The sequence below is a fragment of the Gilliamella sp. B3482 genome, assembly GCF_026536805.1.
GTDB lineage: Bacteria > Pseudomonadota > Gammaproteobacteria > Enterobacterales > Orbaceae > Gilliamella > Gilliamella apicola_E.
Map to the genome: position 1 here is coordinate 113,976 of NZ_JAFNNL010000004.1, position 13,076 is coordinate 127,051.

The following is a 13,076-nucleotide window of genomic DNA, read 5'->3' on the forward strand; positions in this document are numbered from 1 at the left end:
AATGGCATAATTAGTACTAGCTATTCTTTACTTTGTAAATACCATACAGTCATTTCCATTCTAGATTTAAAATTTAGTTTTTTAAATATGCTTTTTATATGGACTTTTACTGTGTTTTCGACAATATCTAACTCTTTCGCTATTAATTTATTTGATAATCCTTGAACTAATAAATTAAATATTTCTCGTTCTCTTGGTGTGAGTAAATTAATATTATGGGACTGGCTTGTAGTCGTGCCTCCACCATGACGCATATAATCAAGAATAATAGGTGAAATTGCTTCATCCATGGTGATTTTGCCTTCAGAAATATCTATTAATGCTTTCAGAAGGTTTTCCGGTTCCATATCTTTTAATAAATAGCCATCAGCACCGGTTTTGATAGCAGTAATGATATCTTCTTTTGCATCTGATACAGTAAATATAATGATTCGTGCAGAAATATTTTTTTCTCGTAAATAACGCAAGATTTCTAATCCATTCACATCATTCATATTGATATCTAATAAAATTATGTCCGGATCAAGTGTTTCTGCAAGCATAACCCCTTCTAAGCCAGAGCCTGTTTCACCGATAACCTCAAAATTATTGATTGTTTTTATAAGTTGCTTAACCCCATTTCTTAACATGGGATGATCATCAATAAGTAATATTGAACTTTTAACTTGTTCCATTTGTTATTCTTCTATCATTTTAAATGGGATCATTGTAGTTGCTTTAAACGTTATTACAATCTCAGTGCCTAGATTAGGCTTACTATTAATGGTTAAATTGCCATTTAATATTCCAACTCTATCACGCATAATTATTAATCCATAATGATTATCTTGATTAGCATTATTTTGTAAACCAATACCATTATCTTTTATGCTGACACTAATAATATGATTATCATCAATAGTTAAACTTATTTTAACTTGTGTTGCATTAGCATGTTTATAAATATTATTTAAAGATTCGCGTACACATTGCAATAGATGGAATGCATATTTGCTCTTAATGACATTGAGAGGTAGTTGATATTCAGCTTGTATTTTAAATTTCAATTTTTGATTAAATTCTTCGATCAATTCCATTAAGCTGGCATAAAAACCGGTTTGATTAAGTCGTAAACGAAAAGAAGTTATTAATTCTCTTAATTGAGAATAAGTAATATTAACTTCTGTACGCATAATAGCTAGCAAATCACTACTTGTTTGTGAGGTTAAATCTGGTTGCATTTGTAAGCAACTAAGATGAATTTTTAAACAAGAAAGAGATTGTGCTATAGAGTCATGTAACTCTCTGGCCATTGCTGAGCGCTCTTTCATTAATAGATATTGTTTTTGTTGTTCTATTTGCCTATCAAGCATTAGTGCTGTCGTCATTTGTTCGACTAAGGCTGTAATTAAATTTTCTTGTTCTGCACTTAGATGCATTGTTGATGGTTGTAGAGCAAATAAAATACCAAATTTTTCACCTTTTTCTTGAAGATACCAATAACGTTGAAATCCATTTTCTTGATAAGATTTTGATGGAATAAGGCAAGCGTTACATTCTGAATTTTGGCAATAAGGTAGTCTTTGTTGGTTGGCATAGCTGATTTGTTGATAATGTTCTATATTATCCGACTCATAAAAACGAATTTGAAACTGTGTTAATGGCACTAATTCCTCAAGCTGGCGGAGTATAATTAAAAAGCGTTCACATAATGGATCTGATGTGTGCAGTTGTTTTATAGCTTGATACTGAAACGACAATATTTTATTGATTTGTTGTAATTCGGCAGTTTTTTCTGTGACACGTTCTTCTAATAATTGGTACTGCAATTCAATTTGTTCTGCCATTTCATTGAAGGCTTGCCCCAATAAATCAAATTCGTTCTTTTTACTTTTCTTACTGTTAAATCGTTGGCTAAAGTTATGTTGCGAAATAGATTCAGCCATATTAATTAATTTGCGCCAAGGAGCAAGAAGATAACGACGTAAATAGTAAATTTGCGCAAGAAGAAAAAGAACAATTAGAATGATAAAAACAAATTGCAGTTGAGATATATAATGGATTTGATTTTCTGTTTTTTGATCAATTTGATGGACTAATTTATCGGTCTGAGTTACAAACTTATCAATTTCATTTTTTATTTCATCTATACTGTTTGCTTGTTTAATTTTGGGGACAATATCAGTTATCCATTGAGACTGTAATTGGTTAAGCTCATCAATTAAATGGTAACGTTCAAATAATTTTAATTGCTCAGAAGACGGAATATCATTAAAAATATTAAGTCGATCATAGTCCTTTTTTTCAATCGGGATCATGGCTAAAAATTGATAGCTTTTCATCCTAATTAAACCCAATTGGTTTATCATATAAGCACTGCCTTTAGTATCATTAGCTACTTGTATTGATAAAAACAAAGCTAATAACGCCATGGCACCTAAAGAAAACATTAAAAGTGTTAAACGATTTAAAATAGATGCACTGTAGCGAAATTTTCTTTTTAGCATATCGATACTCAATATTTTTGTGTTAAATATTGTTTAAATAAATAATAATTTAGCTCTATTGTATCGTGAAAACCGTTGATCAAAGATCTTTTTTATGACTTTTTGCGATCTTTTATTAAACAGCGCTTGCAACAAGCATAAATTTTGCGTAAAATTCACGCCCTATAAGATTAATCAATGCAGACATATATGTTAAATCAGGAATCGTCTGCTTTTTATTGCGGAGTTAAGTATGTACGCAGTTTTCCAAAGTGGTGGTAAACAACACCGAGTTAGCGAAGGACAAGTCGTTCGCTTGGAAAAAATTGAAGTCGAAACAGGTGCAGAAGTTGTTTTCGATAAAGTTTTAATGGTAGCAAATGGTGAAGACATCAAAGTTGGTGCTCCGTTTGTTGAAGGTGCAACAGTTAAAGCAGAGATTGTTGAGCACGGTCGTGGCGAGAAAGTGAAAATTGTTAAATTCCGTCGTCGTAAACACTATCGTAAACAACAAGGTCACCGTCAGTGGTTCACTGATGTGAAGATCACTGCAATCGCTTAATAGGAGTATCGAACAATGGCACATAAGAAGGCTGGTGGTTCATCACGTAATGGTCGTGATTCCCAGAGTAAACGTTTAGGTGTTAAACGTTATGGTTCTCAAGAAGTTCTTGCTGGTAATATTTTAGTTCGTCAACGTGGAACTCAATTCCACCCAGGTACTAATGTAGGTTGTGGTCGTGATCATACCCTATTCGCGTTAGTTGATGGACAAGTTAAGTTTGAAGTTAAAGGACCTAAAAACCGCCGTTATGTTAGTGTAGTTGCTAACAGCTAATAAACCAGCGGTTCATAAGTTATAGAAGCCTCACAGTTATTGTGGGGCTTTTTTCATTTCTTGAAATTTATATAAATTAATTCATTATGATAAAACAGCAAAATGTTAAATTAGGTTTTGCGCTAGCCATGTTGACGTCAGTGATGTGGGGACTCGTGCCAATTGCTATGAAATATGCATTAGTTGTTATTGATCCATTAACGTTAGCTTGGTCACGCTTAAGTATATCAGCAGTAGGTATAACGCTTTGGTTGGCTTATAAAAAACAATTTCCTAATTTGATGATGTTTAAAAAACGACGCCGTTTTATTCTATTAATGATTGCCGGATTTGGTTTATTAGGTAATTTTGCGCTTTTTGCTACAGCTGTTCAGTATTTATCTGCAACTACAGCTCAAGTTGTTGGACAAACTGGCATTGTCATATTTATGATTTCTAGTGCTTTTATTTTCAAAGAGAAATTAAGACCAACACAAATTATTGGTATTACTATATTGTTAATTGGTTTAGCGCTATTTTTTAATGAAAATCTAGCAGATCTCTTTGCCAATATGTCTTCATATGGTATAGGTGTGTGGCTTGCCTTATTAGCCTCTATATCATGGGCATGTTATGCATTAGCGCAAAAAGTATTATTAAGAAAATTAAGAGCAGAGCAGCTACTTTGGTTGATTTATCTTATATGTAGTATCTTTTTATGGCCTCTAGCATCGCCGACTAAAATTGCTAATGCTGATTTTAGTCAATTGTTTGCAATTATTTTTTGTGGTTTAAATACCATTATTGCTTATGGTGCTTTAGTTATGGCAATGGAGCGTTGGCAAGCTGCGCAAGTAAGTGCTATAACAACACTGACACCACTTTTTGCACTGATTTTCTCAGATTTATTTGCTTTACTATGGCCAGAAAAGTTTGTAATGCAATATTTAAATATTATAGGTTATATTGGCGCGGTATCTGTTGTAGCAGGTGCAATGTTTGCAACAGTTGGACATCATTTATGGCAACCTAGAAAGGGCTGGCTGATTAACCGAAAAAAGAGGACAAATAATGAAATTTGTAGATGAAGCTTCAATTCGAGTGGAAGCTGGTGACGGTGGCAATGGTTGTGTTGGTTTCCGTCGTGAAAAATATATACCTAAAGGTGGTCCTGATGGTGGCGATGGTGGAGATGGTGGCGATGTATTTTTTATTGCCGATGAAAATCTAAACACACTCGTGGATTTTCAATTTGAAAAGAACTATCGCGCTGAACGTGGTCAAAATGGACAAGGTTCTGATTGTACCGGCAAGCGAGGTAAAGATATTACCGTTAAAGTACCTGTTGGGACTCGTATCACTGACAAATATACTGGTGAAATTATTGGTGATCTAACTCATCATCAACAAAAAGTCCTTGTGGCTAAAGGTGGTTTTCATGGGCTTGGTAACGCACGTTTTAAATCATCAGTGAATCGAGCTCCAAGACAAAAGACTGATGGTACACCGGGTGAAAAACGTGATGTGCTACTAGAACTTTTACTATTAGCTGATGTTGGTATGTTAGGTTTGCCTAATGCAGGTAAATCAACGTTTATTCGTTCAGTTTCAGCAGCAAAACCGAAAGTCGCTGATTATCCATTTACAACTTTAGTACCTAGTTTAGGGGTAGTTAGAATGGATAATGAGCAGAGTTTTGTTGTTGCTGATATTCCAGGGTTGATTGAAGGTGCATCAGATGGCGCAGGACTTGGTATCCGCTTTTTAAAACACCTTGAACGTTGTCGGGTACTAGTACATTTAATTGATATTGCGCCAATTGATAATTCAGATCCAATTGAAAACGCTAAAGTTATTATTCAAGAATTATATCAGTATAGTGAAAAATTAGCTAATAAACCGCGTTGGTTAGTGTTTAATAAAATGGATGTATTAGGCGCTGAAGAAAGTGAAAAACGAGCAGCCGAGATTGCGCAAGCGTTGAATTGGGATGATAAATATTATGTCATTTCAGCAGTTAATCATGAAGGTGTAAAAGCACTGTGCTGGGATTTAATGGAATACATTAATGCCCATCCTAGAGAAGCTGAAGAGGAGAATTCTTCCCCTGAAAAAGTAGAGTTTATGTGGGATGATTATCATCAACAAGCAATGGACGACGTATTTGATGATGATTTTGATGATTGGGATGAAAGTGATGAAGAGGGTGTCGAATTTATCTACCAAAAATAAACATATTTGCCGTTAATAAACTCTAATACTCCATTTACATTAAATATTTCCAAAAAAAGCAGGAATCCTGCTTTTTTCTAGCCTATTCTTTATATAAAAACAAAAGGTTAATATAATAATGCTTTTTAATTCTCGAAGCTTTTTTATCTTTTTTGAAAAAAGTCAAAAAAACAGCTTGCATTTAATAATGAGAATTATTATCATTAAGTTGTGCTTTATTAGAGCGTCGAAAGACATCTGAAAAAGTATGACATTGCTCACATTGCTTCCAATGTTTGCCAGCTTAGTTAAACGAAGCTGGCTTTTTTATTTTAAAGTGATTTAAAAAACGATGTCTTGATAACTAATTGATCATCAATGACCATTTTCCATTGATCGTCCTCAAAATAAGGGGGCTTACTTACTTTGAATAAAGAATTTAAACCTAAAACTCCTACTTTAAAATCATCACCAATAAATTCTTGTATCGGCCCTTCAACACTTTTAGTTACCCCATCTTTTTTATAATTGTAAATAACTTTGGCGTCTTTAGTGATAGTTATCATCATATATTCACCTTGCCATTTGCCAATATAGTTACTTTTTTCTGAAGGAATTGCATCAAGTCCTCCACATGCAGTAATAAAGATAACAAGTATTAGAAATAGATAAACATGTTTTATTTTTTTTAATAATTTCATTTTTTTATTTCTTATATATTTAAAATTTATTTTTTAGTTATTGATGGTATCAAATAAAATAAGTAATGCTGCACTGCCGCCAAATTCTTTCGGTGCTTGATGAAAACAAATGATATTAGGATGCTGGGCTAACCACATTGGGGTTTGTTTTTTTAATATGTTTTTACCGTGCCCATACATGATGCAAGCGCAATTGGCATTTTCTTTTAAACAAACGGCGATTAATGCTGCTATTTCTTTTTTCGCTTCTTGCAGAGTTAATCCATGTAAATCTAAAAAGAATTCAGGTGCATAAAATCCACGTCGTAATTTTTTCAATTCATTAGGATCTGAGTTTTCACGACTATAACGAATCGGATCTTCTTGTAATAGAGGTTGGTAATCATCAGAAAAGTAAAATTCGTTATTTACCTTTTCATGTTCAATTTTTTGATTTTCTATTAGCTTTTGAGATCGTTTTTGAGGTTTATGAATCACAGTATCTTGTTTGAGCTGTTTTGTTTTACCAATACTATTTTTAAACAAGTCTATGTCTTCATGATCTAATATAAATTTATTCGACATTGATTCTCACTCTGGATAAACTTTTTCTTTAAATTCACACAAATCTTCAATAACACAAGATCCACAACGAGGCTTTCTAGCAATACACGTATATCTACCATGTAAGATTAACCAATGGTGACAATTTATTTTGTACTCCTTTGGCACCACTTTTAGTAACTTCTCTTCAACTGCTTCAACGGTTTTACCTGGAGCAAAACCAGTTCGATTACTTACCCTAAATATATGTGTATCGACCGCAATAGTTGGCCAGCCGAAAGCTGTATTTAACACAACGTTGGCTGTTTTTCTACCCACACCAGGTAGCGCAATTAATGAATCAAAGTTTTCGGGGACTTGTCCTTGATATTTATCAACCAAAATCTGACAAGTTTTAATAATGTTTTCAGCTTTACTATTATATAAACCTATTGTGCGAATATAATCTTTTAATTTATCGACGCCTAACGCTAAAATTTGCTCTGCAGTGTTTGCAATCGCAAATAACGGTTTAGTCGCTTTATTAACACTAACATCTGTAGCTTGAGCTGAAAGCACAACGGCAATAAGTAACTCGAATGGTGTTTGATACTCCAATTCTGTTGTAGGATCTTTAATATGATCTTTTAGTCTTTCTAAAATTTGTATTCGTGTTGATTGTTTCACAATATATTATAAACATAAGATGGTTAATTAATATTATATACTTTTATTTTAGATTTAACCGTAGGATCTATTGAGTTTTTATAAAAGTTAAGACTATTAAAAATCTATCTACTGGAAAATAATAAAATATTTTTACTTTTGAATTGTTTTTTCTTTTTTATTTAACATCTACCTGCAAAAATCACCTGCTTTTTAGCATTGGCTTTTTGTGGTAAGCTAGCCAACTATTTTTTAATTTCATCATTCAAGGTTTATTATAAAAATGTCATTACCAATGATTGTCACCTTTGCTGTTTACATATTAGGAATGATTGCTATCGGTTTTTTTGCATTCCGTGCAACGCGAAATTTTGGTGATTACATATTAGGTGGGCGACGTATCGGTAGTGTAGTGACTGCACTTTCTGCTGGTGCTTCTGATATGAGTGGTTGGTTATTAATGGGATTGCCGGGTGCAGTCTTTTTATTTGGTATTTCACAAAGTTGGATTGCAATAGGTTTAATAATTGGTGCTTATTTAAATTGGCTTCTTATTGCGGGTAGACTAAGAGTTTTTACTGAAATAAATCATAATTCATTAACTTTACCTGATTATTTTTCTCGTCGATTTGACGATAACAGCTCATTACTAAGAATTATTTCGGCAGTAATAATTTTAATCTTTTTCACAATTTATTGTGCTTCTGGTGTAGTTGCTGGCGCTAAATTATTTGAAAGTACATTTGGCCTTAGTTATGGCTGGGCTATGCTTGCTGGTGCAGGTGCAACCATTGCTTATACATTTATCGGTGGTTTTTTAGCTGTCAGCTGGACAGATACTATTCAAGCTAGTTTAATGATGTTTGCATTAATTTTAACCCCAATCATGGTTATGATAAATGCTGGGGGGGGTTCAGATGCGTTGGCTAATATTCAATCATTAAATCCCGATTATACAAACATCTTTTCACATATGGATTTTATTGCCATTATCTCTTTATTAGGATGGGGACTTGGTTATTTTGGTCAGCCCCATATTTTAGCAAGGTTTATGGCTGCTGATTCACATGAAGTAATGAAAAATGCTCGTCGAATTAGTATGACGTGGATGATTTTGTGTTTAGCTGGTGCTATTACAGTTGGTTTCTTTGGCATAGCTTTTTTTGCTAACAATCCAAATTTAGCTTATTTAATTAATGATGGTAAGCATGAACGTATTTTCATCGAATTATCTAAATTACTTTTTAATCCGTGGATTGCAGGTATTTTGCTTGCAGCTATCTTAGCTGCAGTAATGAGTACCCTAAGTTGCCAATTATTAGTTTGTTCAAGTGCATTAACTGAAGATTTCTATCGAGCATTTGTCAGACCAAAGGCTAAACAACGAGAATTAGTTTGGGTTGGGCGTGTTATGGTCTTATTAGTTTCAGTTATTGCTATTTTACTCGCAATAAACCCAAATAACAGTGTGCTTGATTTAGTCAGTCATGCTTGGGCAGGATTTGGAGCGGCATTTGGTCCTATTGTTGTCTTTTCGGTTTTCTGGGCGCGAATGACTCGTAATGGTGCATTAGCAGGAATGATAACGGGAGCAATTACCGTTTTACTTTGGATAAATTTCAATTGGTTTAATTTATATTCATTGATTCCTGGCTTTTTATTTGCGTCAATAGCAATAGTTATTTTTAGTTTATTAGATAAAAAACCAAATGAAATAGTCGAAGATCATTTTGAACAAGCATATAAAAGATATCATAATAAATAAATGTAATTAAATAGAATAGAAACGTTAATAGGTAAAATATCATGACAAAAAATGTGATCAAACAACTGCAAGAGCGTGGGCTTATTGCTCAACTTACTGATGAAAACGCGCTAATGGAATTAATCGAAAAAAATCCTATTGCGCTATATTGTGGTTTTGATCCAACAGCTGACAGTTTGCATCTTGGTCATTTAGTTCCATTACTTTGTTTAAAACGTTTTCAATTGGCTGGTCATAAACCAATTGCATTAGTTGGTGGTGCAACTGGACTAATTGGGGATCCAAGCTTTAAAGCCGTTGAACGTAAGCTTAACACTGAAGATACTGTTATTGAATGGAGTGAGAAAATCAAACAGCAAGTATCGCCGTTTTTGGATTTTGAATGTGGTGATAATGCAGCTATTGTTGCCAATAACTATGATTGGTTTGGTGGCATGAATGTTTTATCTTTTTTACGGGACATTGGTAAATATTTTTCTGTCAATTCAATGATTAACAAAGAATCTGTTAAGCAACGTATTGACCGCGATGAGTCAGGCATTTCATTTACTGAGTTTTCTTATAGCTTGTTACAATCTTATGATTTTGCAAGCCTAAACAAAGCACATAATGTCGTGTTACAGATAGGTGGTTCTGATCAATGGGGTAATATTACTGCAGGTATCGATTTAACTCGCCGTTTACATCAAAAACAAGTTTATGGTTTGACCGTACCATTAATTACTAAATCGGATGGAACCAAATTTGGTAAAACTGAAAGCGGTGCAGTATGGTTAGATCCTAAAAAAACCAGTCCATATAAATTTTATCAATTTTGGATTAATACTGCTGATGCCGATGTTTATCGTTTCCTTAAATTCTTTACATTCATGTCATTGGAAGAAATTGATGCATTGGAAGAAGAAGACAAGAATAGTGGTTTAGCCCCTAGAGCTCAATATGTACTTGCTGAGCAAGTTACTCGTTTAGTTCATGGCGAAGATGGCTTAACAGCAGCGAAACGTATCACTGAAAGTTTATTTTCTGGTAAGTTAACAGACTTATCTGAAGCTGATTTTGAGCAGTTAGCTCAAGATGGTATGCCTACATTGGCCGTTGAAGAAGAGCTAGATTTGCAACAAGCAATTGTTAATGCAGATTTTGCACCTTCAAGAGGTCAGGCAAGAACAATGATTGAATCAAATGCTATTTCTGTTAATGGTGAACGTAACTCCGCAACAGATTATCGTTTTTCAAGTAGCGATAAACTCTTTAATCGTTATACATTATTACGTCGAGGTAAAAAATACTATTGCTTACTCATTTGGAGATGATTTCATGAAAAATATTTTATCGATTCAGTCTCATGTTGTATTTGGTCATGCAGGGAATAGTGCAGCTGTATTTCCAATGCGTCGTTTGGGTGTGAATGTTTGGCCTTTAAATACGGTTCAATTTTCAAATCATACCCAATATCGTCAATGGACAGGATCGGTAATGTCAGCATCTTATTTGGTAGATATTGCTGAAGGAATTAATTCTATTGGGGAATTAGACCGATGTAATGCTGTATTAAGTGGATATATGGGATCACCAGAGCAAGGTAATGCAATCATCGACATAGTTAAAAAAGTAAAAGCAGTAAATCCTGAAGCAATTTATCTTTGTGATCCGGTAATGGGACATCCTGAAAAAGGTTGTTTTGTTGCGCCAGGTGTATCCGAATTTTTATGTAATACCGCTTTGCCTATTGCAGATATGATGGCTCCAAATATCTTAGAGCTTGAGGAACTTAACGGTAAACAACCAATCAATAATGTTAATGAAGCAATTTTAGCCTGTCGCTCAATTTGTCAAAAAGGGCCTAAAGTTCTATTAGTTAAATACTTAAGCCGAGCTGGTTATCAAAAAGATCGTTTTGAAATGTTGCTTGTAACTATGGATGAAGCTTGGCATATCGATCGTCCCTTAGTTGATTTTGGGGATAAGCAACCAGTTGGTGTTGGTGATGTGACTAGTGGACTATTTTTAGCAAATATAATGCTTGGTAAATCAATGGTCGAAGCTTTCGAACATACTACCTCCGCAGTTTATGCTGTTATGCTTGAAACATTAAAACAAAATGAATATGAATTGCAATTAGTCGCTGCACAAAATGAAATTGAAACACCGAAACAATGGTTTAATGCAAAAAAAATTGATTAATTTCTAAAGTATGTAAAAATATATAAAATTATGTAAGAATAAGTTAAAAAAATGTAAACTAATGGAAGGCGAAATAAGAGAGAATGATGGAAAACAATATTACTTTAGGTAAGATTCTTTCCGATTTAAGGGATAACATGGGCTTAACCCAAAAAGATATCTCTGCTCAACTTCATGTTAGAACTCAAGTTATTTCAGAAATAGAAAATAATCAGTTAGTTCATGCCCCTTATGTTCTTGTTAAAAGCTATATTCAAAACTATGCAAAAATTGTTGGTTTACCTAGTGAAGAATATCAACCTTATCTTGAGGCATTAGCAAAGCAATATTCAGTAAAAAAACCTTTCAAACTTGAATCAATAGATAATAAAAAAAATCATAGTAAAAAGATTATCTTCATTACTTTATCCATTTTTATTTTGTTATTAGGTGTTGGATTATATTACGCTACCTGCCAAAACAAAAATAATTATGTTGAAGTTAGCCATTATATTTCTCCTGGCGCCTCTGATCGCGTTAACAGTTAGCAAATTTTCGAATTCACATACAGACATTTGCCCCAAATCTTGTTAAGATCGCGACCTAGTTATTTTGTAATGTGATTAGGCATCTTATGAGTCATCAAGAATCACCAATTGTTAGGAGAGAATCTACCCGAATTTATGTCGGTGATGTGCCAATTGGAGGCGGAGCTCCGATTGCTGTCCAATCCATGACCAATACACGAACAACAGATGTAGAGAAAACAGTAGCTCAAATCCAAACGCTTGAGCGTGTTGGTGTTGATATTGTGCGCGTTTCTATTCCAACGATGGAAGCTGCTGAAGCATTTAAATTTATTAAGCAACAAGTAAGAGTTCCCTTGATTGCCGATATTCACTTTGATTATCGAATAGCTTTAAAAGTTGCTGAATATGGTGTTAATTGTTTAAGGATTAATCCTGGTAATATTGGTAATGAATCGAGAATTCGTTCAGTAGTTGATTGTGCTAAAGATAAAAATATTCCAATACGTATTGGTGTTAATTCAGGTTCGCTAGAAAAAGATATCCAAGAAAAGTATGGTGAACCAACACCAGAAGCGATAGTTGAGTCTGCGATGCGCCATGTAGATATTCTTGATAGGCTTGATTTTGAGCAATTTAAGGTAAGTGTTAAGGCGTCAGATGTTTTTACCGCAGTTGATTCGTATCGATTATTAGCAAAACAAATTAAGCAGCCTTTACATCTAGGTATAACTGAAGCCGGAGGTATTCGTACGGGTGCTGTAAAATCAGCAATTGGGCTCGGTTTATTGCTATCTGAAGGTATAGGCGATACATTAAGAGTTTCACTAGCTGCCGATCCGACGGAAGAAGTCAAAGTTGGATTTGATATTTTGAAATCTTTACGTATCCGATCTAGAGGGATTAATTTCATTGCTTGTCCAACTTGTTCAAGACAAGAATTTGACGTAATTAGTACCGTTAATACGCTAGAGCAACGACTTGAAGATATTATAACACCGATGGATGTCTCTATTATTGGCTGTGTTGTTAATGGTCCAGGTGAAGCATTAGCTTCCACAATGGGTGTTGCTGGTGGGCACAATAAAAGCGGTTTTTATGAAGATGGTGTGCGCATAGGGCGTATAGATAATGAAAAAATGATAGATGAGTTGGAAGCTAAAATACGGGCTAAAGCCTTAATTTTGAAAAATAGAATAGCAACCACTGAACTATAATCTTATTAGATAGCGAATAAAA

Annotated in this window: 14 protein-coding genes; 9 read left to right on the forward strand and 5 right to left on the reverse strand. The window is 33.9% G+C overall.

The genetic code is table 11. The features are described from left to right. Window positions 1–20: 20 nt before the first annotated feature. A complete protein-coding gene (gene narL, locus J3U18_RS08360) occupies window positions 21–674 on the reverse strand; it encodes a two-component system response regulator NarL (protein ID WP_065562920.1) in 654 nt (217 codons plus the stop codon). 3 nt (window positions 675–677) lie between these two features. Next, window positions 678–2,486, reverse strand: a complete 1,809-nt coding sequence (gene narX, locus J3U18_RS08365) for a nitrate/nitrite two-component system sensor histidine kinase NarX (protein ID WP_267353605.1) — start codon at window positions 2,484–2,486, stop codon at window positions 678–680. A gap of 232 nt (window positions 2,487–2,718) precedes the next feature. Here narX and rplU point away from each other — a divergent pair, with 232 nt between their 5' ends. The 4 genes from rplU (at window position 2,719) to cgtA (ending at window position 5,514) form a co-directional block, all read left to right on the forward strand. After that, a complete protein-coding gene (gene rplU / locus J3U18_RS08370) occupies window positions 2,719–3,027 on the forward strand; it encodes a 50S ribosomal protein L21 (RefSeq protein ID WP_065562918.1) in 309 nt (102 codons plus the stop codon). Between the two features lie 15 nt (window positions 3,028–3,042). Further along, window positions 3,043–3,303, forward strand: a complete 261-nt coding sequence (rpmA, locus tag J3U18_RS08375; RefSeq protein WP_034883716.1) for a 50S ribosomal protein L27 — start codon at window positions 3,043–3,045, stop codon at window positions 3,301–3,303. Between the two features lie 86 nt (window positions 3,304–3,389). After that, entirely contained in the window at window positions 3,390–4,370 is a 981-nt protein-coding gene (locus J3U18_RS08380) for a DMT family transporter (protein ID WP_065562917.1), read from the forward strand. Beyond that, complete coding sequence (gene cgtA / locus J3U18_RS08385) at window positions 4,354–5,514, forward strand: Obg family GTPase CgtA (protein WP_267353607.1); 1,161 nt, start codon at window positions 4,354–4,356, stop codon at window positions 5,512–5,514. Before J3U18_RS08380 ends, cgtA begins: the two co-directional genes overlap by 17 nt. Before the next feature lie 311 nt (window positions 5,515–5,825). Here cgtA and J3U18_RS08390 read toward each other — a convergent pair whose 3' ends face one another. Genes J3U18_RS08390 through nth form a run of 3 tightly spaced genes read right to left on the reverse strand, consistent with a single transcriptional unit; the run spans window position 5,826 to window position 7,403 of the window. Further along, on the reverse strand, window positions 5,826–6,194 hold the full coding sequence (locus J3U18_RS08390; protein ID WP_267353609.1) for a hypothetical protein: 369 nt from the start codon (window positions 6,192–6,194) through the stop codon (window positions 5,826–5,828). A gap of 33 nt (window positions 6,195–6,227) precedes the next feature. Next, window positions 6,228–6,758: an endonuclease SmrB gene (gene smrB / locus J3U18_RS08395; protein WP_267353611.1), complete on the reverse strand. Its 531-nt coding sequence runs from the start codon at window positions 6,756–6,758 to the stop codon at window positions 6,228–6,230. A 6-nt stretch (window positions 6,759–6,764) separates the two neighbouring features. Further along, complete coding sequence (gene nth, locus J3U18_RS08400; protein ID WP_267353612.1) at window positions 6,765–7,403, reverse strand: endonuclease III; 639 nt, start codon at window positions 7,401–7,403, stop codon at window positions 6,765–6,767. A 256-nt stretch (window positions 7,404–7,659) separates the two neighbouring features. Here nth and putP point away from each other — a divergent pair, with 256 nt between their 5' ends. From putP to ispG, 5 genes are all read left to right on the forward strand, one after another. Next, on the forward strand, window positions 7,660–9,147 hold the full coding sequence (gene putP, locus J3U18_RS08405) for a sodium/proline symporter PutP (protein ID WP_416380397.1): 1,488 nt from the start codon (window positions 7,660–7,662) through the stop codon (window positions 9,145–9,147). A gap of 41 nt (window positions 9,148–9,188) precedes the next feature. Next, window positions 9,189–10,460, forward strand: coding sequence for a tyrosine--tRNA ligase (gene tyrS / locus J3U18_RS08410; RefSeq protein ID WP_267353615.1), 1,272 nt, complete (start codon window positions 9,189–9,191; stop codon window positions 10,458–10,460). 4 nt (window positions 10,461–10,464) lie between these two features. Beyond that, window positions 10,465–11,331, forward strand: coding sequence for a pyridoxal kinase PdxY (gene pdxY / locus J3U18_RS08415; protein ID WP_267353616.1), 867 nt, complete (start codon window positions 10,465–10,467; stop codon window positions 11,329–11,331). An 83-nt stretch (window positions 11,332–11,414) separates the two neighbouring features. Next, window positions 11,415–11,858 carry a helix-turn-helix domain-containing protein gene (locus J3U18_RS08420; RefSeq protein ID WP_220225287.1) on the forward strand — a complete coding sequence of 148 codons (444 nt, stop codon included), beginning with the start codon at window positions 11,415–11,417 and terminating at the stop codon, window positions 11,856–11,858. A gap of 86 nt (window positions 11,859–11,944) precedes the next feature. After that, window positions 11,945–13,054, forward strand: a complete 1,110-nt coding sequence (ispG, locus tag J3U18_RS08425; protein WP_065562908.1) for a flavodoxin-dependent (E)-4-hydroxy-3-methylbut-2-enyl-diphosphate synthase — start codon at window positions 11,945–11,947, stop codon at window positions 13,052–13,054. Window positions 13,055–13,076 lie beyond the last annotated feature (22 nt).

Coding starts and splice junctions, on each gene's coding strand:
- narL (WP_065562920.1), bottom strand. CDS start 674: ATGGAACAAGTTAAAAGTTCAATATTACTTATTGATGATCATCCCATG.
- narX (WP_267353605.1), bottom strand. CDS start 2,486: ATGCTAAAAAGAAAATTTCGCTACAGTGCATCTATTTTAAATCGTTTA.
- rplU (WP_065562918.1), top strand. CDS start 2,719: ATGTACGCAGTTTTCCAAAGTGGTGGTAAACAACACCGAGTTAGCGAA.
- rpmA (WP_034883716.1), top strand. CDS start 3,043: ATGGCACATAAGAAGGCTGGTGGTTCATCACGTAATGGTCGTGATTCC.
- J3U18_RS08380 (WP_065562917.1), top strand. CDS start 3,390: ATGATAAAACAGCAAAATGTTAAATTAGGTTTTGCGCTAGCCATGTTG.
- cgtA (WP_267353607.1), top strand. CDS start 4,354: ATGAAATTTGTAGATGAAGCTTCAATTCGAGTGGAAGCTGGTGACGGT.
- J3U18_RS08390 (WP_267353609.1), bottom strand. CDS start 6,194: ATGAAATTATTAAAAAAAATAAAACATGTTTATCTATTTCTAATACTT.
- smrB (WP_267353611.1), bottom strand. CDS start 6,758: ATGTCGAATAAATTTATATTAGATCATGAAGACATAGACTTGTTTAAA.
- tyrS (WP_267353615.1), top strand. CDS start 9,189: ATGACAAAAAATGTGATCAAACAACTGCAAGAGCGTGGGCTTATTGCT.
- pdxY (WP_267353616.1), top strand. CDS start 10,465: ATGAAAAATATTTTATCGATTCAGTCTCATGTTGTATTTGGTCATGCA.
- J3U18_RS08420 (WP_220225287.1), top strand. CDS start 11,415: ATGATGGAAAACAATATTACTTTAGGTAAGATTCTTTCCGATTTAAGG.
- ispG (WP_065562908.1), top strand. CDS start 11,945: ATGAGTCATCAAGAATCACCAATTGTTAGGAGAGAATCTACCCGAATT.